Raw genomic sequence first — 22,064 nt, forward strand, 5'->3', positions numbered from 1 at the left:
GTAAGTCTCCTGGTATCATAAGCTGTCAGCTATTAGCTTTCAGCTATCAGCAAAGGTTCCCTGTCATCCTTAACGAATTGAAGGATCTCCCATTTTTAAAATAAGAGATTCTGCGCTACGCTCAGAATGACATCTTTTTGCAACTCGCTTTTTTAAAACAGTAATTATAGGGCGTGCCGTGCACGCCGATTTCTGGCGGCCACGGGCCGCCCTATAGTTAAGTAATTCAATTATCCTATCAACTCCACCGCGTACTTGGCCACCTTATCGCCAACCTGGCTGGTGGATAGGCCCATCTTGCCCGCGGCCATGCTCTGCATGTCGTTGGCCGCGGTCTTCTTGATGGCGGCTTCAACCGCGGCTGCGGCCTTGCTTTCACCCAGTTGCTCCAACATCAGTTGGGCCGCACCGATGGCGGCCAGCGGGTTGACCACATTAAGGCCGGTATACTTGGGGGCGGAGCCGCCGATAGGTTCGAACATGGAGACCCCTTCGGGGTTGATGTTGCCCCCCGCGGCCACGCCCATGCCGCCCTGGATCATCGCTCCCAGGTCGGTGATGATGTCGCCGAACAGATTATCCGTCACCACCACGTCGAACCATTCGGGATTTTTGACAAACCACATGCAGGTGGCGTCCACGTGGGCGTAATCGGTGGTCACGTCCGGATACTGGGGCGCCATGGCCTCAAAGGCCCTAAACCACAGGTTGGAGGCAAAGGTGAGCACGTTGGTCTTGGCCACCAGGGTCAGCTTCTTGGCCCGGTTGCGTTTCCGGGTCAACTCAAAGGCGAATTTCAGGCAGCGGTCCACCCCTTTCCGGGTGTTGATGGACTCCTGGACGGCGACCTCATCCGGGGTGCCGTATTTCAGGAATCCTCCGGCTCCGGCGTACAGGCCTTCGGTGTTCTCCCGGACCACTGCGAAATCGATGTCCTCGGGGCCCTTGTCCTTCAAGGGCGTCTCCACCCCCGGGTAAAGCACCACGGGCCTGAGGTTGATGTACTGGTCCAGTTCGAAGCGGGCCTTAAGCAAGATGCCTTTCTCCAGGATGCCGGGCGCCACATCCGGGTGACCGATGGCCCCCAGATAAATTACCGGGAATTGCCGCAACTCGGCGATCACCGAATCCGGCAGGGTCTCGCCGGTGCGCTTGTAGCGCTCGCCGCCCAGGTCATAATAGGTATAGTCGAATTTGATGCCCGCGGGACCAGCCACGGCATTGAGCACCTTAATGCCTTCGGCCACCACTTCCGGGCCGGTGCCGTCCCCCGGAATGACCGCGATCTTATATGAACTCATGCTGATTTCGCCTCCAGATGCTTTTTAACAAAGGCCATGAGGCCACCAGCCGCCAGCAATTGTTGCATGAACGGCGGAATGGGTTGACTGCTGTATTTCTTGCCTGTGGCGAGATCGGTGATGACCCCGCTATCCATATCTACGCTGATCTCCTGGCCGTTTTTGAGGGCAGCCGCGGCCTCCGGAGACTCAAAAATCGCCAGCCCCATATTGAAGGCATTGCGATAAAAGATCCGGGCAAAGCTTCCGGCAATCACGCCGGAGATCCCCGCGGCCTTAAGCGCAATGGGGGCGTGCTCCCGGGAGGAGCCGCAGCCAAAATTCTTGCCGGCCACGATAAAATCCCCCGGGTTCATCTTGTTGACAAACTCCGGGTCCGCGTCCTCCATGGCATGTTTGGCCAGTTCCATTGGGTCGGAGGTGTTGAGATACCGGGCCGGAATGATTTCATCGGTGTTGACGTCATCGCCGAACTTGTGCACTTTCCCTTTGAGTTCCATAAAGGGCTTCCCTTAATTTGGTTTTAATCTATCAAAATAACCATAAAACGCGCCAAGAGGCAATGGCTTTTCGAAAAAACTTACGAAAAGTTCCCAAAAGCGATTTGGTTTTTTCTTGGCTGTCTTGGCGCCGTTATGGTTAAATGTAAGACCATGCCGCCGCCGGAAAAACTCTTCATCTATGAAATCGAGGGCCGGGTCTATCCGCCGGATGCCCTCACCGGGGAGGATTTTCTGGGGTGCTGGCGGGAGGGGGATTATACGTACCTCTTCTTTGGCAGTCCCAGAGAATCCCAGGTCAAAGCCTGGGTGGAGTCGCTGCTCGAGGCCCGTTACTCCTCCGAGACCGAACTTAAATACTCCGATTGGGAGTCCGGCCAACCTCTACAGGCCGCGTCCATGGCCGGGTTTCATCTCTGTCCGGTGTGGGAGACTCCGGTGCCCGCGCCCGGTGAGATCGTCATCCGCATGGAGCCGGGTCTGGCCTTCGGCTCCGGCTATCACCCCACTACCCGCCGCTGCCTGGAACTGCTGCGCCGGGTCTATGACACCGATACTCCCCGGCAAGTCCTGGACCTGGGCACCGGCACCGGCATCCTGGCCCTGGCCGCTTTGGCCCTGGGAGCCGAAAAGGTTGTGGCGGTAGAGTACAACGAACTGGCGGTACGCACTGCGGCGAGAAACCTGAAGCACAATCAACGGGCCCCTGAGGTGCACCTCATCCAGGCCGATGCCCGCCATTTCGCCCACCTGCCCGCTGGCCTGGTCCTGGCCAACATCCACCTGGACGTGCTTCTGGACCTTCTGGATATCCCGGAATTTCTCAACAAAGACTGGTACATCTTCTCCGGCATCCTGGGTACGCAGCTCGAGGTGTTTCTGAAACGCCTGCGGGAGACTCCCCTCAGGGAAGTGGCGACCCTTGATGAAAATTTGTGGTTTACAGTGTTGGCCCGAGGCGGGAGACAGCTCTAATGCCGGTCCGTTATGACAAAATAAGCCCCGGACGGCGTGCGGTCCGGGGCTTGTTTCGTTTTAGCGGTCCAGCTTAATGACTTCCGGGAAAAAAGGTATTTCTGAGCCAGAATAAGAAGCCCAGAGCCACCACTCCGATGGCGATGCTCCAGCCGATGAGTTTCTTTTCCACCGGCAGCAGCGGCTCATATTCCATCTTCTGCAATTCATCGATCAGTTTAGCTTCCATCGGCGGTTCCACCACCGGCGCTTCTTCAGGCGGCAATTTGGATTCTTCCGTCATAACAACCTCCTTTGGCGGCTAGCCGGCCAGCGGCGGCTTTCAAGGGGAGAGGGGAATATAAGGGAAGAGCTTTTGGCAATCGCTACCACGATTTTGAATCCTCAGGGGCAAAGAGATGTCGGATATTGTTTCGTTATTAAAATACCCCTAAAGGCGCCAAGGCCCCGGATTTTTCTTTCCGGGGCCTTGAGTCTGATTTAAGACCTGAAGCTCAGGGCTTGATTTCTAGAAACTGAAGGCGGGGAAGATGATGCCGCCAAAAAGCAGGTAAGCCAGAATCAGGGTCCAAAAGACATTGACTCCCTGGGCAATGAAGAAGGCTGCGGCGGGCCGGCCTCCTCCCATCTTCACCAGGTCGCCGAAGTGGGTCTCCAGGCCGATGCTGGTGAAGGCCAGGGCAAACCACCAGGTCCGCAGGCCCCCCAGGCTTCCCTTGACCGCGCTCACGGTCTTGGGGTCCAGCAGGAAAGAAAAGACCAGGGAGGAGATGATGAACCCCAGGATGAACTTGGGAAAGCGGTACCAGATTTCCATGAGGCTGGGTTTTTCTTCCACACCGGCGGCGGTCCGGCCCTTGAAGGTCCAGACCACTGAGAGGATAAAGGCGGCCACGCCGATGAGGACGTTTTGGGACATCTTGACGATGACCCCCACCTTCATGGCCACCTCGCTGATCAGCGCCCCGGCCGCCACCACGGAACCGCTGGTATCAAGAGTACCGCCCAGCCAGGCGCCGGCCACCGCATCCGGCATACCCCACCATTTGGCGATCATGGGCTGGAGAATCAACATGGGAATAGCGCAGACCAGCACCAGGGAGGTGACGTAGCTCAACTTCTTGGGATCGCCCTTTATCGCGCCGGCGGTGGCGATGGCCGCGGAAACCCCGCAGATGGCTACACCGCTGGAGAGCATGGCGGCAAAATCCGAGTCCACCTCAAACTTGCGGCAAAGCCAGTAGCAGAAGTACCAGATTACCCCCACCACCGCCAGGGCCTGAACAATACCGTAGAATCCGGCCTGGATGATCTCGCCGAAGAGGACCCCGGAGCCCAATATGACCAGACCGGTTTTAATGAAAAACTCGGTGCGCGCCGATTTCAGCAGCCATTCGGGAATGCCGATGACGTTGCTGATAAACAGGCCAATAAAGAGGCACCAAATCACGTACTCAAGACCGTAGTAAAGGACGGTATAGTTCCCGGCCAGCATCTGGCCCACCCAGGCGATGATGAAGACGATGGGAAAACCGGCAATGAACTTGAGAACCGGCTCCCCCATAAGGGCCATGGCGATGATGCTTAGGATCAGAATGGCAATGCCGATATAAATGGCCAGAAGAATGTTGTCCCAGGAAAAGACGGTGCCCGCGAGGTTGCCGGCCTGGCCGCGCATGTCCTTCCCCAAACTCCCGGCCTTCTTCTTCAAGCTCGCGTCTTTGGCCTGTTTGGCGCCGTCCTCCAGTTTCTTGGCTGCGGCCCCTATGGCCTTGCGGTCTTTGGCGGCGATGCCGGCTGATAGAGCCAGGGCCTGCTCCTGCAAGGCCTTCTCATCCTTTTGGGCAGCCTGCTGCGCCAATTTGTCGATGGCCGGGGCGGTCTCGGCCATATAAGTGTCAAACTCAGTGCCCGTGGTCCATTTAAATTTGGGGGTTTTTACGCTCAGACCTAATAAGATAAGGATAATAATGAAAAAGCCGATCCAGACGGCCAGCCAGTCCTCGGTGCCCCATAGAGCGCTCCATTGGCTGGCCTTCTCCATTTGCTCGGCCTCTGCCTGCAGCTTCAGGGCTTCCAGTTCCTCATGTCGGCCCTTCAGAGATTTGACTGCTTCCCTGACCTGTTCGGAAGTGGCATCAGCGGGTAATCCCAACGTCTCCTTAATATCTTTCAGTAACTTGTCCACGTCATTCATAGGAGCCTCCTTCCTCTCCATTTGTTGGGTCTGGATAGGTTAGTTGTTGGGGATGTTCATTTTTGCAAGTAACTGACTGCTCTTCACCTCCAATCTTAAATGACTTGATTAATTCTGGGACGTTAACACAGCATGACAACTCGTAAATTATTTTACAATAAAATTCCCCATTGATCCTAATTATATATTTGCTTTTCAAGGCCCTTGGGAAAAGGAACCTGGCGGCAGAAACCAGGCTTGTCAGACCCCAGGAAATAAAACAGGGGCCGGCGATTGCCGGCCCCTAAAGGGAATAAAGATTTGCAGAAAAGCTTATTAGACCTGACGTACCAATTGCCGGGGGCCGCTGGCCCCGGCGGGGCGCCAGTCTTTGGGACCGCAGTAGGTCATAAGACGATCCAGTTCACCCAACTCGCTCAAGCGGTCATAAATCAGGGCCCAGACACAGGGCACGTCGCACTTTTGGGTCATCGAGACTTCGCATTTGCCACCTTGGGAGCCGCCGCAGGGACCGTTAAGGAGGCCCTTGGCGCAGCGGGTCACAGGGCAATACCCTCCGGTGGTACCCAGGACACAGTCGCCGCAGCCCTGACAGCGTTCCTGCCACAAACCGCCGCCTGCAGACTCACCGATGAACATGGTATTGAGGCCCGGCAACACTGCCTTACCCGGCAGGCGTTCCGCCAGGCTTTGAATCCCGGCGCCGCAGGCGATGGAGAGCACCGCGTCGGCATTTTCGGCGACATCGATGACGTCCAGGAGGAACTCTTGGATGCACTGGCGGTCGACGGTCACCTCGAGGATCTCCATCTCTTTGCCTTCCAGGCGGAAGGCCATGTCCAGGGCCGCGGCCAGTTCCGCCACCTGCTTGCGCCCGCCGCTCAGGCACTCCGCGGTGCAGGTGTCACAGCCGGCGACCAGAATTTTTCCATATGGACGCACCATCTCCTGGATTTCGGAGAGGGGTTTTCTTTCTCCAACAACCATAATTTCCGTCCTTTACAAAAATGCAAATAAAAAAATTCCGGGAGGATCGGTGATTGCCCCCCGGCTTGAGACCTAACATGGCCCGAAGCCATCTTATCAATTATAAATTATCTTGATTCAGGGGGCAACTATTCTTGTGAAATATGGGGTGGGAAAATCCAGTGATCAGTGGCCAGGGGTCAGTGATCAGAGAAACCAGGGGAAAAAAGTGGGATGGTAAGGACCACCAGCACAGGCTGGAAAGCCTGTGCTACCGGAGGGGGCGAGGGCGGGGTGACCCCGCCCCTGCCGCACATTTTTGTTAGTTCCACTGAAAACCGAAAACCGCATTACATGCACCCCTCCCCCGATTTTTTGTTACAACAGCCTCCGGCCACCCCTGACTTGCGGGCTTTGAGCGCCGACAGGTCGCCACTCCCATAAATGGTTTGTAGGGCCATCTCGATGAAGCCGTTCATGACCACCGGCTCCACCCCGGCTTCGCTTAAAATGGCCTGAGGCGTGTCACCGATGCCACTTACCAGGACAGCGCGGCAGTCTTTCAGGGTTTCGGCCATCGCCCACCAGCGGTCAGCGCCGCCGCCGGGACGGGGAGCCGGCCGTACCTCGATCATCCGGAAGCCGCCGTCCTGGGGGCCCCAAATCTGGAACCCGGCCGCCTCACCTAAATGCAGGTTCACCAACATGCCCTCCTGGCTGGCCACGGCCACGTAGGGCCGGTCGGCCGGGGCCGGAACGGCATTGGCGCAGGCCGACAGGCAGCCCCGGAATTCGTCGGTGCGGTCGGAGTCCAGCAAACCCACGGCGTCAGCCCGGCAGCGGGTGCAGTGGTGCATCTGGGGTATAATCTTCTCAGCCTCCCGGCGGATTCCGGTCATCTGCGAAGGCTGCGGTTCCGGCACATCCCCGAAGGGGGTATCCGCGTTGGGATACATGGGCATGCAGTTGAGGATATCCACGCCCAACTCCGCCATCTTTTTGGCCACATCCTGGACGTGGTGGTCATTGATCCCGGGTATGATGATGGTGTTCACCTTTACCGTAATCCCCCGGGCCTTGAGGCCGCGGATGGACTCCAGTTGCCGCGCAAGCAAAACTTCCGCTGCTTTGATACCCCGATAGATCACCTTGCCATCCCGCACCCAACTATAAATTTTGGCCCCAATTTCGGGATCCACCGCGTTCACCGTCAAGGTCACGTGGGAGACGTTAAGCTCCGCCAGTTCATCGAGATAAGGCGGCAGCCCCAGGCCGTTAGTGGCCAGGCAGAGCAAAAGTTCTGGAAACCGCTGGCGGATCAACCGAATGGTCCCCAGGGTCTCCTGGGGGTTGGCAAAAGGGTCTCCCGGGCCGGCGATACCCACCACGGTGATGCGGGGCTCTTTCTCGAGGACCCGCTCAAGATAGGCGATGGCCTGCTTCGGCTTGAGCACCGCGCTGGTGACCCCGGGACGGCTCTCGTTAACGCAATCATACTTGCGGTTGCAATAGTTGCACATGATGTTGCATTTAGGCGCCACCGGCAGGTGCACCCGGCCGCATTCGCCCTTGACATTGACATTGAAGCATGGATGTCGATCTATATTTAGCTTGGTATTCATGACATGCGTCCCCGTAGGGGCGGGTTTTTAAACTCGCCCCTACATATAGCCGTAGCCCACCGGGCTGGTTTCTTGCTTGCGTTCAATCATGGCATTGACGATCTGGTCCAGGAGATTCTGGGCGCCCCGGTAGCCCAGATGCAGAATCCGGGGGCCGCCGAAACGGTCGTGAATGGGAAAGCCGACCCGCACCAAAGGCGCGTTCCAATGCTTGGCCAGATGATAGCCCTTGCTGTGGCCGATGAGCAGATCAGGCTCCATTTTCTCGGCCTCTTCGGCAATCTCGTAAAAATCCATGCCTTCCCGAACCACCGGGGGCTCCGGCAGCAGGCCCTCGGTGACCTCGGCCACGGCCTGCGCCAGGTTGCCGCTCTGCCCGCCGGAGGCGCAGAGCACCGGCTTTACGCCGATTTCGGCCAGGAAGGCCACGAGCCCCACTACCAGGTCTTCTTCGCCGTATACCACCGCCCTTTTATTGAAAATATACTTGTGCCCGTCCACATAGGCGTCGATGAGGCGGCCGCGTTCGGCGGCGTGTTTCTCAGGAGTGATACGCCCGGCCAGTTCTTCCAGCACCTTGAAAAAGGTATCCGTCTCCCTGAGGCCGACGGGCAGACCCAGGGAGTAACACGGCACCCGAAAGCGCTGTTCCAGTAAATGTCCCGCAGTCTCTTCCAGCCCCAGGGTGCGCCCGAACTGCAGGGTGGCCCGGGAGGCCCCCATGGCCCGTATGGCGTTAAGTGGCGTACCGCCGGCGGGAATCTTGTCATAATCCAGTTGGGCCGGGCCATCCAGGGTGTCGGAAAGATCCGGCAGGACGATCCCGGGAAGCCCGAAATCCGCCAGGACTTCCTTCAAATACCGGATATCCGCAGGAGAGACGAACCCTGGCAGGAGATTAACCGCCTCTGTGGGCTCCCCCGATTGGGCCATCTGTTCCACCACCGCCTTGACCGCGGCATGGAAGCCTTCCATGTGGGTGCCGCTGTAGCTGGGGGTGGAGACCGTAACGATCTCCGGCGATTCGGCCTCATGCAACTCCCGGCGAAACTCCTGAACCAATCCAGGCATATCGTCGCCGATGGTCTCGGTGAGACACGTGCTGGCCACCCCGATGAGCCGGGCACCGTACTTGTTCATGACATTGGTGAGGCCTTGCTTCAGATTGGGGCCGCCGCCGTAAATGGCGTGTTTTTCTCCCAAAGAGGAGGACGCAATGTCCATGGGTTCCCGAAAATGGCTGATGACATAGCGCCGCATATAAGTAGCGCAGCCCTGGGAGCCGTGGAGAAAGGGCACCGCCCCTTCGATCCCCCGGAAGGCCAGACAGGCCCCCAACGGCTTGCAGAGTTTGCAGGCGTTGGTGGTGGAGACGTATGCTGGATCTTGGTTTTTGCCAGTATTCATGGCTTTTTCCTTTTAGTAATCAGTGATCGGTGATCAGTGAAAACACTCTATAATCACCACTGATAACTGATTACTGATTACTGATTACTGACCCCTGCTTTCCGGGGCACAAACCGCCACACCGGGCTCATCACGGTGTTATAAACTTCCCGGGCAAAGTTGAGCATGCCCACGAAGCCTTCCAGGGCTTCCTTGCGTTCGTGGTTGTGGTCGCAGAAACCCACCCCCAGCTTATAGGCGATGGGGCGCTCTTTGACGCCGCCCACGAAGATGTCCACGTCCTGCTCCTTGAGAAAACTGGACAATTCCAAGGGGTTGGAATCATCTACGATGATGGTGCCGTCGTCGGTAATATCGTGGAGCTCCTGGTAGTCTTCCTGGGTGCCGGTCTGGGAGCCCACCATAACCACTTTCATGCCCAGGAGACGGAAAGCCTTGACCAGGGAGAAAGCTTTGAAGGCTCCGCCCACGTAAATGGCCGCCTTTTTGCCGAACAGGGCCTGCTGATATTCCCGGAGTTGCGGGAGAAGTACCGATAATTCCTCCCGGACCAGTTCCTTGGTCCGTTCCATCATCTCCGGATCATCAAAGAACCGGGCCACGTCATAGAGGGACTCGGCCATGTCCTCCACCCCGAAGTAGGAGACCCGGAGGTGGGGAATGCCATACTTTTCTTCCATCAGCTTGGCCAGGTCCATGGTGGACCCGGAGCATTGGACCACGTTCAGGGCGGCGCCGTGAGCCCGTTGCAGGTCGCCCACCCGGCCGTCACCGGTAATGTTGGCCACCACTTCGATGCCCATGCGTTTGAAGTAGTCCCGGATAATCCAAATCTCCCCAGCCAGGTTGAAATCTCCCAGAATATTAAGGCTTTTCTTGCTAATGCCGGTGGTGTCGCCCATGCCCGTGAGGTTGAACATGGCCTGGCAGGCGGCGTTGTAACCGGCCCGCTTGTTGCCCTTGAAACCCTCGGACTGCACCGGCAGGACCGGGATGCCCTTCTCGGCACTCACCTTCTTGCACACGCTCTCCAGGTCGTCGCCGATGATCCCCACGATGCAGGTGGAGTAGACAAAGGCCGCCTTGGGATGGTGCCGGTCGATGAGCTCAATTAAGGCCCGGTAGAGCTTGTTTTCCCCGCCGAAGATCACGTCCAATTCCTGGAGGTCGGTGGAGAAGCTCAGGCGGTGCAGTTCCGGACCTGACGACAGCGCCCCCCGGATGTCCCAGGTGTAGGCGGCGCAGCCGATGGGGCCATGCACCAGGTGCAGGGCGTCGGCGATTGGGTAAAGCACCACCCGGGAACCGCAGAAGACGCAGGCCCGCTGGCTCACCGCCCCCGCCAGGCTCTCCTTGTCGCACTCCATGGCAAAGGGGGCCTCCCCCTTGCGGTGGATCTGGTCCTGGAGTTCTTCAAAAATTCCTGATTTCATGGGCTTTCCTATTTGCCGGTAAATTTTCCGGCAATTTCGAGGCGGGTTTGCAACCCGCCCCTGCCAGCGGCTGCTGGGGCTCAGTCCACCAAATACTCCTTGGCCGGGCCACCGTTTTCCAAGGCGTCCAGGATGGCGTCGATGGCGCCTTCACCGTCCACTCCCTGGTACCAATACCCCTGCGGATAGACCAAGACTACCGGCCCTTTTTCGCAGAGCTTCAAACAACCGGTGCTGGACACCATGACGTTGTCCAGGCCGCGGTCCGCCAGTTCCGATTCCAAGTAACCCAAGAGCTCCGGGGCGTTTTTCTTGATGCACTTGCCCTTGGGCTCCAGGCCCCGGAAACTCATACACACGAAGATATGATGTTCAGGTTTTTCCATGATAATTGTCCTTTCTCCAAAAATGTGGCGCCGCCGCCTCGGCGGCGCGTTAACCGCCGGGGCGGCGGTTCTACATGACTAATTCAAAGCTCTCCTCCGGGGCATCCCGGTCCTGGCGGTCCAGCAGGGCGTCCAGGATCTTTTCCAGAAGGCGCAAGCCCCCCCGGTAGCCCACGGTGGGGAAGTAGCTGTGGCCGACGCGGTCCATGATGGGAAAACCGAACCGTACCAAGGGGATGTCTTCATCCCGGGCGATGTATTTCATGTAGGTGTTACCCATGAGCAGGTCCACCGGGTCGTTTCTGATCCACTGGTGCAGCAGGAACATGTCGCCGGAGCTCTTGACGTTGACCGGATGGGGCACGTCTTTGGTGATCTCCCTGATCCGGGCCTCGAACTTCTTGCCCGGAGTGCCGGTAACGATATGAATGGGCCACATGTCGATGGATACCAAGAACTCGGTGAGGGAGATCAGTTGATCCGGGTCCCCCGCCAGAGCCACCTTGCGGCCATAGAAATACTGCTGCATATCGGTGATGACGTCCAGGAGCTGGCCCCGCTCGATATTGATCGAGTCGGGCACCGTTACCCCGGCAATCCTTCTTAAAGTGTCGATGAAGGTGTCGGTGGCCGCGAGCCCAATGGGCAGGTTCAGGATTTCACAGGGCACCTTGCACTTGGTGTCCAGGGTCCTGGCAGCCAGCCCGGACGCCAGGGGGCCTAAGGCCACCGTACCCATACTGCTGCCGGCCTCGATCAACTCCGGAATCGTGGTGCCCCCGGCGGGAAACATATGGTACTTGCCGGTTTGGGGACCGTTCATCACCTTGGAGGTGTCGGGGAACATGATGATGGGCACTCCCAGTTCCCCGGCCAGGCGCTTGATCTCTTCCATGTCGCACGGTTCCACGTAGCCGGGAATAATATTGATGCGATTTTCCTTGTGGCCGTTGGCCTGGGCGAAGTAGTCCACCATGCCCTTGACCATGTTGGCAAAGCCGGTGACATGCGACCCCACGTAGCTGGGAGTATTGGCATGAATGACGTATTTCCCCGGCGGGATCTTGCCCTCATCCCTGGCCTTGGCGACGATCTGAGGGATGTCGTCCCCGATGGTCTCCGACAGGCAGGTGGTATGGACCGCAATGACGTCCGGCTCATAAACCGTGAAAATATTGTTAATGGCCTGGAGCAGGTTAGCCTGCCCTCCGAACACGGAGGCGCCTTCGGTGAAGGCCGAGGTCGCCGCGATCGCCGGCTCCTTGTAGTGCCGGCTCAGGGTGCTGCGGTGGTAGGCATAGCACCCCTGGGATCCGTGGCTGTGGGGCAGGCAACTATGGATGCCCAAGGCCGCGTACATGGCCCCGATGGGCTGACAGGTCTTGGCCGGGTTAATGGTCAAGGCCGAGCGTTCCGTGATTTTATCTGGTGTATGTCTCAGTAACATGTCTTTATCCTCTTTGCGCCTTTGCGACTTTGCGTGAGCATCTTCCTCTCGCCAAGACGCCAAGGCGCCAAGGCCGGTTGATTAGGCTCATTCCCACGCATATTTGGCAGCCAGTTCGGGATTCTCCTGCCAGGGCGCCTTCATGCATTTCCACACCTTGCTGTTGACCATGCGGTCGATCTCCCGATAGAAGTTGATGGCGCCTTGAAAGGCGGCGTACGGGCCGCTGTAGTCGTAACTGTGGAGTTGCTTCATGGGCACGCCGCTCTTTTGAATGATGTACTTTTCCTTGATCCCGCCGCAGACAATGTCTGGCCGGTAGAGTTCGATGAGGCGCTCGGTTTCGAACTGGCTGATATCGTCAATGACCAGGGCGCCATTATCCATCTCCGGCATCATGCCCTCGTATTCCTTAAAGGTGAGGCCGGCTTTTTCCAACCTGGCCAAGCCCGCTTCGTTTAACCTGGGGCGGAAGCGGTTGGGGTCCGGTTCCACGTGCAGTTCTTCAATGTTGCGGCTGTCCGCGTCCACCTTGAGGCCGGGCAAAACCCGCCGGCCTTCGTAGTCATCCCGGTGGGCGAACTCATAGCCCGCGGCAACGGTCTCCATGCCGATTTCTTTGAAAAGCTCCTGATAATGATGCGCCCGGGAGCCACCCACGAAAAGCATGGCCTTTTTGCCCATGGTCTTGGGTTTAATTTCCTCGCGCGCCTGTTCCACTGCTGGCATCTCCCGGGCGATGACCGCCTCGACCCGCTCGGTCAATTCAGGATCGTCAAAATAACTGGCGATCTTCCTCAGGGACTTGGCCGTGGCCTCGGCCCCGATGAAATTGATCTTGATCCAGGGGATGCCGAATTTCGTTTCCATCATCTCGGCCACATAGTTAATGGAGCGGTGGCACATGATGAGATTCAGGTCCGCGGTGTGGGAATTGGCAAAATAGTCATAGCTGGAGTTGCCGCTGAAGGTGGAAATCAGCGTGAAGCCGCAGTCCTCGAAGAGGCGCTCGATCTCAAAGGCATCGCCGCCGATGTTATATTCCCCCAGCAGGTTGATTTTGAACTTGCCTTCCTTCACCGTGTCGTCCAGACCCACCACGTGTTTGAAAATACCGTTGTTGGCGATGTGGTGGCCCGCAGACTGACTTACACCTTTGTAGCCCTCGCAACTGAAGCCGAAGACGTTGCAATCGCCGAATTTTTCTTTCATCTCCCGGGCCACCGCGTGCACGTCGTCACCGATGAGGCCTACGGGACAGGTTGAGAAGATGCCGATGGCCTTGGGCTTGAAGAGGTCATAAGCCTCTTGCACCGCCTGCTTCAGTTTCTTCTCGCCGCCGAAGACGATCTGCTCTTCCTGCATGTCCGTGGAAAAACAGTAGGTCATAAAGTTATGGTCTTCCGGGCTTGGGGGCTTGGTCTGATTCCGGCGGGTCAGCCAGGAATAGAAGCCGCAGCCGATGGGACCGTGAGTGATGTTAACGATGTCCCGGGTAGGGCCTAAGACCACGCCTTTACAGCCGGCATAGGTGCAGCCCCGCTGGGAGATGATGCCGGGGATGGTCCTGACGTTGGAGGCGATCTCCGGCACGCAGCTATCCGGGTCAACTTCATTGATCACGATCTGCTTGGCCCGCTTGCGGGCGACTTTGGTGGGATATTTGCTGAGCAACTCTTTTTTGACTTCCTCAGCATTGATATCCAGCACCAAAGCATTCAGGTCTTCCGGTGTTAAAGTAGCCATGTTCCTTCTCCATTGGTGGCACAGGCTTTCCAGCCTATGCGGGCGCAGGTTATTTGTAAGGGCCTGCGTTACCAAAATACCTTTCGTGGTTATGTCAAACTTCGTCCAAGACCTGGTCGCCGGACTCTCCGGTACGCACCCGGACGGAATCCATAAGGGGCATAACGAAGATCTTGCCGTCTCCGGATTTACCGGTGCGATTCACCGCGATGATGGTCTTCACCGTCTTTGACACCAGCCGGTCCGGCACCGCAATAAAGAAGATGCGCTTGGGGATCAGGCGCTGGCTCTGGCCCAATTGCGCCACGGCCTCTTCGTAGCCTTTTTCCGCCCCTTCCAGCAGGGTCAGGTCAACCAGACCCTTACCCCGGCCCAGCGCATCCCGGGCGGTCATGGAGGAGATACCCGCGTCCGCCAGGGCCTTTTTGGTCTTGTTCATCATATTGATGCGCACGATGGCCATGATCTCTTTCATATCTTGACCTCTTCCAGCTCGCCGGCGCCGCTCTCCTTGATGCCGGAGCTGATGGTGTAGACTTCTTCCACCGGGGATATAAAGATCTTGCCGTCGCCAAAGGCGCCCTTGTCGCCGGTGCGCGCCGCCTTGACGACGGTCTTGATGACAAAATCTTTATCCGCATCTTTCACCACGGTGAGCAGCAGTTCCTTGGGGATTTCGTCATAGGTGATCTCCCCGATCTTGATGCCCCGCTGCTTACCCCGGCCCACCACGCTCATCTTGGTGACCGCGGGGAACCCCGCTTCCATTAAGGCGGCCAGGACCGCATCCACTCTTTCCGGCCGCACGACCGATCTGATCATAATCATGAGGTTGCTCCTCCAGATAAATTTCGGTACTTACTTACGGTGGCGTTCGCCGTTGCGGTAGCCCTAACCTTCAGACCGGCCCTCACTGCCGCGACCGCCCAACCTGCCGCCCACAGACTCACCAGCATGGCGCCGATAAGATTCATGATTCCTTCTCCTTCCGGTTAGCCCGCCAGCCCGTAATCAATGAGCAGCTTTTCCAATTCGTCGGTGCTCATGGGCTTGGGGATGATGTGTAATTCATTCACTTCAATTTTCCGGGCCAGGGTCCGGTATTCATCGGCCTGGGAGTGCGCCGAATCGAATTCGATAACAGTCTTCCGGTTGATCTCGGCCTTCTGCACCATGTTGTCCCGGGGGATGAAGTGGATCATCTGGGTGCCCAGTTTAGCGGCAAAGGCCTCGATCATCTCCTTTTCGTTATCCACCTGGCGGCTGTTGCAGATGAGGCCCCCCAGGCGCACGCCCCCGGCCTCGGCGAACTTGACGATACCTTTGCAGATATTGTTGGCCGCGTACATGGCCATCATCTCGCCGGAGACCACGATGTAGATCTCCTTGGCTTTGCCTTCCCGGATAGGCATGGCGAAACCGCCGCAGACCACGTCGCCCAGGACGTCATAGAAAGCGTAATCGAGTTTTTCACTGTCGGCATAGGCCCCCAACTGTTCCAGCAGGTTGATAGAGGTGATGATGCCCCGGCCGGCGCAGCCGACGCCTGGCTCCGGGCCGCCGGATTCCACGCACACTACCCCGGCGAACCCGGTGCGGCGAATATCTTCCAGGTCCACGTCTTCGCCTTCTTCCCGCAGGGTGTCCAGGACACTCTTTTGAGCCAGGCCACCCAGCAGCAAGCGGGTGGAATCGGCCTTGGGATCACAGCCCACTACCATAACCTTTCGCCCCATTTCGGCGAGCCCCGCCACAGTATTTTGAGTGGTGGTGGACTTGCCGATGCCACCTTTGCCGTAAATCGCGATCTTGCGCATAACCACTTCCTCTGTTCAGAATTTTGCCTATATGATAAGCAAGCCTCATGCCACACCAGCCGTATCTTTTATAACTTACTAATATTACTTATATTAATAATTTTTTCAGGTTAAGCTCATCCAACTAAAAGACCTTTATTATACATTTGTGTCAATTACGATATCATATTAAATACATTTTCGTATTATTTCAAAAACTAATTATACGTTTTGGTATTTTTATTGCAGGGGAGGGAGAGGGCCTGTTCCTGTGGAAGATAGTCGTAATAGGGTTTTTAAAACAAACAGGTTTGCCCCTTACCGATTTAAGGTGACAATCGTGGGCCGAAGGGGCCAGAGATGGCTGGTTTCCGCCTCTCCCTTGACAATTGCTAATGAGTTTTTATTTTACATATATATATTTTTTTCAGGAGGGTGGTGCTTTGCCCCCCTAACCTCTTAAAGACTATCTTACTTAAATTAAACGTTTTTATTGCAACTTACTTAAGACATTGCCGGCAGGCAGTCCCGCTTTAATTTATCTTTTTAAGTAGTCCCCTATTATTTAAAGGAGAGGAGGTCAACCCATTATGCCAAAATATGGCAGGTTATTGCCAAGGACCATTTTCTTAACCGCGCTGCTGGCGCTGGCAACCTTCTCGGCTCCTGTCCTGGCTTCCGACCCGGATGCCGTCCTTTTCCTCAACCAGGTGGCCCTCGATGCCATCCGGTCTGATAAGACCGCTCCTCCCATGGCGTCTCGGGATTTGGCGATTGTGCACGCCTCCATCTTTGACGCCGTCAATTCCATCACCCGCATGTACCAACCATATTTTGTTAACCTGGTAGCGGATAAAAATACCTCTATGGAAGCCGCGGCCATATCCGCGGGCTTCACTGCCCTGAGCAGTCTCTTCCCTGCCCAGAACTTCGATGCCTTGAAGGCTTCCGCGTTTACCGCCATACCTGACGGACTGGCAAAAACCAGCGGCATCTCCCTGGGACAGAATGTCGCCAATCAAATACTCGCCTGGCGGGCCGGCGACGGCTGGAATGCAACGTATAATTATGTTCCCGGCGCCCAGCCTGGAAACTGGCAACCGACCCCTCCTGCGCACGCCCCGTTTCTCTTACCGCAGTGGCCGGACGTCACTCCCTTCGCCATGAGTTCAGGAGACCAGTTCCGGCAAGCACCTCCACCGGCCCTGACCAGTGACGCTTATACGACTGCCTTTAACCAGGTCAAGGACTTGGGGGCCAAAAACAGTTCAACCCGGACCGCGGACCAGACCCAAATCGCCCTCTTCTGGGCCGACGGCGCCGGCACTCACACCCCGCCCGGGCATTGGAATGCTATTGCCAGCACGGTGGCCCATGCGCAGAAAACTGACCTGGTCCAGGATGCTCGCCTGTTCGCCCTCCTCAATATCGCCCTGGCCGACGCTGGCATTAGCTGCTGGGACATGAAAAGAGACTATAGCTTATGGCGGCCGATAACCGCCATCCGGGCAGCCGATACCGATGGAAATCCTGATACCCTGGCCGATCCCGGCTGGGAATCCCTGTTAGTTACTCCTCCCTTTCCCTCTTACTCCAGCGGGCATAGCACCTTCAGCGGGACTGCAGCTGAGTTGCTCCAGGATTTTTTCGGTGAACTACCCTTTACCATCGGCTCAGATGGTCTTCCTGGGGTAACGCGCAGCTTCTTGGACTTCTGGGACGCAGCCGCAGAAGCGGGCGAAAGCCGCATCTATGGCGGCATCCATTATGAATTCGATAACCTGGGAGGGTTGCGGGCAGGCAAAGCCCTGGGGGATTACGTATTTGAAAATTTCCTGCAGCCTGTGCCTGTTCCTGCCAGCCTGTTGCTGTTAGGCTCGGGCCTGTTGGGCCTGGTAGGATGGGCACGGGGCAGGAAACGAAAATAATAAATCACAATTCTTCTTAATATGAGGCAGGGCTTAACATGGCCCTGCCTTTCATATTTTTGGATTTCTCTCACAGGATCGGGGTCAACTTACCTTACTGCCTCGCGACCGGAAACCCCCGGCTAACCCCGAAGCTTGAGGCCAAAATCATCCACCGCCCCGGACCACTGCGACAATCTTGTTTAACAGTTCAACAGGCTCACCGTTCCCAGCCGGGCGGCGGCTCCACCAGGCTTTCAAAATTGCCATCTAAATCCGTGAGCAGGATTTTTCTGCCCGAGGGCAACCGGAAAGCTCGCCGCGTTTGGGACGCCGACTCTAGCACGGGCGGCACTTCGGTCTCTAACAGTTTTGCCTTCACTTCGGTGACTTCATAGGCGACTTTCCCCTCCACCGCCATGGAGAAAGTTTTGCCGGTTACCTCAAAGGTCACCCCTTCTTGGGTCAATACCTCCGAAACCTGCTTGAGTTGAGTAGTGGGGACATAAAGTTCCATGATATTCTCCCGTGAACCAGTTTGAACTCGTTTTCCGGACTCCCGCCCAGGTTTTCGATTTATTGAGTATTTAATAATTACTTTAAAAACAATGTCAATGACACGGATTTGCTAATTAAACTCAAGGTGATAAACTACCAATAATATTTGCCAGCGAAAAAATTCCAGGAGCCCTACTTTACTCTTGCCTGTGAAAACCTTCTTGACCGCCTCCATTCCAATGGCTAGCGCACACCCCATGGACGTCACTGAAATCACCGCCAAAACCGCGCTGGTCAAATCCAAGATTCCGGGAGTGGCTTACGTCATCAACCCTTACCTGGGTTGCGGCCATGGCTGCCGCTATTGCTATGCGGCCTTTATGCGCCGCTTTGCCCGGCACCACGCCGGCGCCCCCTGGGGGACTTTCGTCGAGGCCAAAGTCAACCTCCCCGAGATCCTGGCCGCGGAACTAGCCCGCAAAAAACACCGGGGCCAGGTCTTTCTGTCCAGTGTCTGCGACCCCTATCAGCCCGTGGAACTCAAATACCGCTTAACCCGGAGCTGCCTGGAAATCCTGGGCGACTTCGGCTGGGACGTCAGCATCTTAACGCGCTCGCCCCTGGTAACCCGGGACCTGGACCTGCTCGCGGCGCTGCCTGGGGTAAGCGTGGGCCTGTCCATCCCCACGGATGATGACCAGGTGCGGCGCGTGCTGGAACCCCATGCCCCACCTATCCCGGCCCGGATCGCCACGTTAAAAAGGTTACATGAGGCGGGGCTGTCTCCCTGGGTCTTCATCGCGCCCATGCTGCCCCTGCATCCGGCCCGGCTGCATGAGCTTATCGGCCCGTATGCCAGCCGGGTCATGATGGACCCCATGAATTACCGCACCCAGGTAAGCGGGGTTTTTCGGCGCCAGGGGTGGGATTATGCTCTCACCGACGCTTATGCCCAGGAAACCAGGGAAGCCTTAAGGAACTTATTTCAAGGCCACGTGCGGGAGGCCTGACCCGACCAGGTCCCCCTCCCCTTCTGAAATGGTGGCACAGGCTTTCCAGCCTGTGCTGACGCTGGCTCAGGCCTCATGTTGCATAAAGCCCGCAAGATTGCCAGAGCTCTTTTTTGGCAATATTATCTGGGTAGAGTTTTTGTAGCCGAGTGCCGGCCTTTTTGATATAGACGGGAAGAGGATCATCTCCCTGCATGGACAACGCCACGCCGACCCTGTCCTGGCCCCCGGTGCGCCGGGCAGCGGTCCCACCTCTGTCACGGCACCGGCTATCATGGATTCGCTGGCTGGACCCGGGGCTCAAGCTCCTGGTTCCGGCCTTGCTGCTCGTCGCCCTGGTTTTGGCTTTCAACTTCGGCTCCTTTGCGGCCTATGTGGAACTCTTGAGCCGCTGGACCAATATGTCTTTCCTCCCTACCCTGGGCGCAGTCTATACCCTGGTGATGCTCGGCTTTCAGCTTTTCCGCACGCTCCTTTGGGCCTATTATAAGCCTTACCCCTTACCCGACGGCCCTTGGCCCAGCCTCACCGTCATCATCCCCGCTTATAATGAAGGGGCTATGGTAGAAAAAGCCATAGCGTCCGTGGCGGCTTCGGACTACCCGGCGGACCGGTTGGAAATCATCTGCATCGACGACGGCTCCCAAGATGACACCTGGTCATATATCCAGCGGGCCTTAAGACGCTACCCCAAACTGGTCCGGCCTATCCGGTTTGCCGCCAACCGGGGCAAAAAGGCAGGACTGTATACCGGCTTCTCCCGGGGCCGGGGCGAGGTCTTCGTCACCATTGATTCCGACAGCCTGATCGCGCCGGACGCCCTGCGCCACCTGGTGGCCCCTTTGCTGCACGACGCCAGAATCGGCGCAGTGGCCGGCAACGTCAAGGTCTATAACCGCCATCAGAGTTTCATGGGCAAAATGCAGGGCGTGCGCTTCGTAAACCTGGATTATCTCCGAGCCTCCCAATCCCTATACCGGGCAGTGGTGTGCACGCCCGGGTCGCTGTCGGCCTATCGGCGCACCGCACTTGCCCCGCACCTTAAGGCCTGGCGGCGTCAAACCTTTCTGGGCGCCCCCTGCCACCACAGCGAAGACCGGGCCCTGACCAACTTTATTCTGCGGAGCGGCCACTACACCTATTATCAGCGCACCGCGCTGGTCTATACCCTGGTCCCCGAAACCTACACCGGCGTATGCAAGATGTACCTGCGTTGGGAGCGGGGCAACGTGCGAGAATCCTGCGTCCAGTTGGGCTACCTGTTTACCCGGTACCGGGATAAATACCGGCTTCTGCCCATCGTGGAATTCTTTCTGGCCCAACTGGAATACCCTCTGACCCTAATCTTCTTCGGGATGCTGGTGGTGTCGGTAGTACTCTACCCGCTCATTTTGATCAAACTGCTGGCGGTCCTGGGGGTTATCTCCCTGATCAATCTGATCTATTACCTCTGGTTGGAGCGGGATCTGGAATTCGTCTATGGCGTCATCTATTCTTACTATGCCTTTTTTCTGCTCCAGTGGATCTACCCTTACGCCTTGGTCACCGTGCGTAACCGCCGCTGGCTGACGCGCTGAGGTTAGCGCCCGGCGTTTATGCCGATTTTGTTCTGGGCACCGAGTTATTCTTAAATAGGGATAAAGCTGTTATACTGAACCAATAAAGGGATAATTGAACCTCAAACAAGAAGAGACCCATGACCGACAAGCCTTATCAGCCTCTGATGGAGCAGGTCCGCGCCGCTGGTTGAGCTGCCAAGGTTCCTCCCGGGATGTTGGAGGAAATTTTGCAGTCTTTGCCCCGCCAGTCGCATCCCGACCTGCTGGTCGGTATGGAGACCGCGGATGATGCGGGCGTCTATCGCCTGACCCCAGAAATTGCGTTGATCCAAACGGTGGATTTTTTTACCCCCGTGGTCAACGATCCCTACACGTTTGGCCAAATCGCCGCAGCCAACGCCTTAAGCGACGTCTACGCCATGGGCGGGAGGCCCCTGACGGCCCTCAACATCGTCTGTTATCCCAGCAAAACCGTTCCCAAAGAGGTGCTCCAGGCGATTCTGGCCGGGGGCCTGGACAAGATCCACGAAGCCGGTGCCCTATTGGTGGGCGGCCACAGCGTCGATGACACCGAATTGAAGTACGGCCTCTCCGTGACCGGCGTGGTCCACCCGGAACGGGTGCTCACTAATGGCGGCGCTCGGGTAGGCGATCAGCTCATCCTTACCAAGCCCCTGGGCACCGGCGTCATTGCCACGGCCATGAAAGGGCGCCTGGCCTCCCCTGAGGCCGAGGCCGAAGCTATCCGAATCATGACGACCTTAAATCGACTGCCCGGGGACTGCCTGGAAAGCCGGGCGATCCATGCCATTACGGACATCACCGGGTTTGGCCTTCTGGGTCACGCCCTGGAAATGGCAACCGCCAGTAAAGTCGAGATCACCTTTTATGCCCACCGCGTTCCGCTTCTCGCGGCCGCCCGGGAATATGCCGCCATGGGCCTGGTGCCAGCCGGCAGTTTCGCCAATCGCAACTTCTGCGCCAAGAACCTCCAGGTGGCCCCGGACATCGACCCGGTGCTGGTGGATCTCTTGAGCGACGCCCAGACCAATGGCGGGCTGCTCCTGGCCGTGTCGCCGGATCAGGTGCAGCCCTCTATGGATTGCCTTACGGGTCATGGCATCTCTGCCAGCCACATCGGCGAGGTGACCGGTCAGGAATCTGGGAGGATCAAGCTGGAACCCTAAGAGCCTCTTGCAATAATAATCTTCTTACAGTGGAAACCTTATAGGGGTATTTAAAAATCGCCGGTAGCACAGGCTTTTCAGCCTGTGCTCATATAGGCTAAAACCTGCGACTGCATAATGTCCGGCA

General features: G+C 57.2%; 20 protein-coding genes. 5 read left to right on the top strand and 15 right to left on the bottom strand.

The window, feature by feature from the left end; translation table 11 throughout:
- Positions 1-230: 230 nt before the first annotated feature.
- Entirely contained in the window at positions 231-1,301 is a 1,071-nt protein-coding gene (locus WC600_15360) for a 3-isopropylmalate dehydrogenase (GenBank protein ID MFA4904109.1), read from the bottom strand.
- Positions 1,298-1,801, bottom strand: coding sequence for a 3-isopropylmalate dehydratase small subunit (locus WC600_15365; protein ID MFA4904110.1), 504 nt, complete (start codon positions 1,799-1,801; stop codon positions 1,298-1,300). Before WC600_15365 ends, WC600_15360 begins: the two co-directional genes overlap by 4 nt.
- Positions 1,802-1,936: 135 nt before the next feature.
- Between WC600_15365 and WC600_15370 the strand changes: the two genes are divergently transcribed.
- Positions 1,937-2,776, top strand: a complete 840-nt coding sequence (locus WC600_15370; GenBank protein MFA4904111.1) for a 50S ribosomal protein L11 methyltransferase — start codon at positions 1,937-1,939, stop codon at positions 2,774-2,776.
- Between the two features lie 73 nt (positions 2,777-2,849).
- Here WC600_15370 and WC600_15375 read toward each other — a convergent pair whose 3' ends face one another.
- The 12 genes from WC600_15375 to nifH form a co-directional block, all read right to left on the bottom strand.
- Positions 2,850-3,059 carry a hypothetical protein gene (locus WC600_15375; protein MFA4904112.1) on the bottom strand — a complete coding sequence of 70 codons (210 nt, stop codon included), beginning with the start codon at positions 3,057-3,059 and terminating at the stop codon, positions 2,850-2,852.
- A gap of 225 nt (positions 3,060-3,284) precedes the next feature.
- A complete protein-coding gene (locus WC600_15380; GenBank protein MFA4904113.1) occupies positions 3,285-4,973 on the bottom strand; it encodes a putative sulfate exporter family transporter in 1,689 nt (562 codons plus the stop codon).
- A 315-nt stretch (positions 4,974-5,288) separates the two neighbouring features.
- Complete coding sequence (locus WC600_15385) at positions 5,289-5,960, bottom strand: methylenetetrahydrofolate reductase C-terminal domain-containing protein (GenBank protein MFA4904114.1); 672 nt, start codon at positions 5,958-5,960, stop codon at positions 5,289-5,291.
- 329 nt (positions 5,961-6,289) lie between these two features.
- Positions 6,290-7,561: a nitrogenase cofactor biosynthesis protein NifB gene (gene nifB, locus WC600_15390; protein ID MFA4904115.1), complete on the bottom strand. Its 1,272-nt coding sequence runs from the start codon at positions 7,559-7,561 to the stop codon at positions 6,290-6,292.
- Between the two features lie 39 nt (positions 7,562-7,600).
- The gene (locus WC600_15395; GenBank protein MFA4904116.1) at positions 7,601-8,968 is read right to left on the bottom strand and encodes a nitrogenase component 1; all 1,368 of its coding nucleotides are present in this window, start codon (positions 8,966-8,968) and stop codon (positions 7,601-7,603) included.
- Between the two features lie 77 nt (positions 8,969-9,045).
- Entirely contained in the window at positions 9,046-10,401 is a 1,356-nt protein-coding gene (gene nifE / locus WC600_15400) for a nitrogenase iron-molybdenum cofactor biosynthesis protein NifE (protein MFA4904117.1), read from the bottom strand.
- 80 nt (positions 10,402-10,481) lie between these two features.
- Positions 10,482-10,787 (bottom strand): (2Fe-2S) ferredoxin domain-containing protein, encoded by a 306-nt coding sequence (locus WC600_15405; protein MFA4904118.1) that lies wholly within the window; start codon positions 10,785-10,787, stop codon positions 10,482-10,484.
- A 70-nt stretch (positions 10,788-10,857) separates the two neighbouring features.
- Positions 10,858-12,234: a nitrogenase molybdenum-iron protein subunit beta gene (gene nifK, locus WC600_15410; protein MFA4904119.1), complete on the bottom strand. Its 1,377-nt coding sequence runs from the start codon at positions 12,232-12,234 to the stop codon at positions 10,858-10,860.
- A gap of 87 nt (positions 12,235-12,321) precedes the next feature.
- A complete protein-coding gene (gene nifD, locus WC600_15415) occupies positions 12,322-13,980 on the bottom strand; it encodes a nitrogenase molybdenum-iron protein alpha chain (GenBank protein MFA4904120.1) in 1,659 nt (552 codons plus the stop codon).
- Positions 13,981-14,074: 94 nt separating this feature from the next.
- The gene (locus tag WC600_15420; protein MFA4904121.1) at positions 14,075-14,455 is read right to left on the bottom strand and encodes a P-II family nitrogen regulator; all 381 of its coding nucleotides are present in this window, start codon (positions 14,453-14,455) and stop codon (positions 14,075-14,077) included.
- Positions 14,452-14,808 (bottom strand): P-II family nitrogen regulator, encoded by a 357-nt coding sequence (locus WC600_15425; GenBank protein ID MFA4904122.1) that lies wholly within the window; start codon positions 14,806-14,808, stop codon positions 14,452-14,454. The genes WC600_15420 and WC600_15425 overlap by 4 nt, the downstream gene beginning before the upstream one ends.
- A gap of 164 nt (positions 14,809-14,972) precedes the next feature.
- Positions 14,973-15,797, bottom strand: a complete 825-nt coding sequence (nifH, locus tag WC600_15430) for a nitrogenase iron protein (protein ID MFA4904123.1) — start codon at positions 15,795-15,797, stop codon at positions 14,973-14,975.
- Positions 15,798-16,366: 569 nt separating this feature from the next.
- Here nifH and WC600_15435 point away from each other — a divergent pair.
- Positions 16,367-17,704, top strand: coding sequence for a vanadium-dependent haloperoxidase (locus WC600_15435; GenBank protein ID MFA4904124.1), 1,338 nt, complete (start codon positions 16,367-16,369; stop codon positions 17,702-17,704).
- Positions 17,705-17,903: 199 nt separating this feature from the next.
- On the opposite strand, the gene WC600_15440 is transcribed toward WC600_15435, so the two are convergent.
- Entirely contained in the window at positions 17,904-18,200 is a 297-nt protein-coding gene (locus WC600_15440; protein MFA4904125.1) for a hypothetical protein, read from the bottom strand.
- A 238-nt stretch (positions 18,201-18,438) separates the two neighbouring features.
- Here WC600_15440 and WC600_15445 point away from each other — a divergent pair, with 238 nt between their 5' ends.
- The 3 genes from WC600_15445 (at position 18,439) to selD (ending at position 21,937) form a co-directional block, all read left to right on the top strand.
- Complete coding sequence (locus WC600_15445; protein MFA4904126.1) at positions 18,439-19,191, top strand: radical SAM protein; 753 nt, start codon at positions 18,439-18,441, stop codon at positions 19,189-19,191.
- Between the two features lie 194 nt (positions 19,192-19,385).
- Positions 19,386-20,768, top strand: coding sequence for a glycosyltransferase (locus tag WC600_15450; GenBank protein ID MFA4904127.1), 1,383 nt, complete (start codon positions 19,386-19,388; stop codon positions 20,766-20,768).
- 119 nt (positions 20,769-20,887) lie between these two features.
- Positions 20,888-21,937, top strand: coding sequence for a selenide, water dikinase SelD (selD, locus tag WC600_15455; protein MFA4904128.1), 1,050 nt, complete (start codon positions 20,888-20,890; stop codon positions 21,935-21,937).
- Positions 21,938-22,064: the final 127 nt, after the last annotated feature.

This window comes from Desulfobaccales bacterium, assembly GCA_041648175.1.
In the GTDB taxonomy this organism is placed as follows: domain Bacteria; phylum Desulfobacterota; class Desulfobaccia; order Desulfobaccales; family 0-14-0-80-60-11; genus 0-14-0-80-60-11.

Bases quoted from the DNA above. Each gene is read 5' to 3' on its own strand.
- WC600_15420 (MFA4904121.1), bottom strand. From the start codon at position 14,455: ATGAAAGAGATCATGGCCATCGTGCGCATCAATATGATGAACAAGACC.
- WC600_15385 (MFA4904114.1), bottom strand. From the start codon at position 5,960: ATGGTTGTTGGAGAAAGAAAACCCCTCTCCGAAATCCAGGAGATGGTG.
- nifB (MFA4904115.1), bottom strand. From the start codon at position 7,561: ATGAATACCAAGCTAAATATAGATCGACATCCATGCTTCAATGTCAAT.
- WC600_15395 (MFA4904116.1), bottom strand. From the start codon at position 8,968: ATGAATACTGGCAAAAACCAAGATCCAGCATACGTCTCCACCACCAAC.
- WC600_15405 (MFA4904118.1), bottom strand. From the start codon at position 10,787: ATGGAAAAACCTGAACATCATATCTTCGTGTGTATGAGTTTCCGGGGC.
- WC600_15445 (MFA4904126.1), top strand. From the start codon at position 18,439: ATGGACGTCACTGAAATCACCGCCAAAACCGCGCTGGTCAAATCCAAG.
- WC600_15370 (MFA4904111.1), top strand. From the start codon at position 1,937: ATGGTTAAATGTAAGACCATGCCGCCGCCGGAAAAACTCTTCATCTAT.
- WC600_15380 (MFA4904113.1), bottom strand. From the start codon at position 4,973: ATGAATGACGTGGACAAGTTACTGAAAGATATTAAGGAGACGTTGGGA.
- WC600_15450 (MFA4904127.1), top strand. From the start codon at position 19,386: ATGGACAACGCCACGCCGACCCTGTCCTGGCCCCCGGTGCGCCGGGCA.
- nifE (MFA4904117.1), bottom strand. From the start codon at position 10,401: ATGAAATCAGGAATTTTTGAAGAACTCCAGGACCAGATCCACCGCAAG.
- WC600_15360 (MFA4904109.1), bottom strand. From the start codon at position 1,301: ATGAGTTCATATAAGATCGCGGTCATTCCGGGGGACGGCACCGGCCCG.
- WC600_15440 (MFA4904125.1), bottom strand. From the start codon at position 18,200: ATGGAACTTTATGTCCCCACTACTCAACTCAAGCAGGTTTCGGAGGTA.
- nifD (MFA4904120.1), bottom strand. From the start codon at position 13,980: ATGGCTACTTTAACACCGGAAGACCTGAATGCTTTGGTGCTGGATATC.
- WC600_15425 (MFA4904122.1), bottom strand. From the start codon at position 14,808: ATGATTATGATCAGATCGGTCGTGCGGCCGGAAAGAGTGGATGCGGTC.
- nifH (MFA4904123.1), bottom strand. From the start codon at position 15,797: ATGCGCAAGATCGCGATTTACGGCAAAGGTGGCATCGGCAAGTCCACC.
- WC600_15365 (MFA4904110.1), bottom strand. From the start codon at position 1,801: ATGGAACTCAAAGGGAAAGTGCACAAGTTCGGCGATGACGTCAACACC.
- WC600_15375 (MFA4904112.1), bottom strand. From the start codon at position 3,059: ATGACGGAAGAATCCAAATTGCCGCCTGAAGAAGCGCCGGTGGTGGAA.
- WC600_15435 (MFA4904124.1), top strand. From the start codon at position 16,367: ATGCCAAAATATGGCAGGTTATTGCCAAGGACCATTTTCTTAACCGCG.
- nifK (MFA4904119.1), bottom strand. From the start codon at position 12,234: ATGTTACTGAGACATACACCAGATAAAATCACGGAACGCTCGGCCTTG.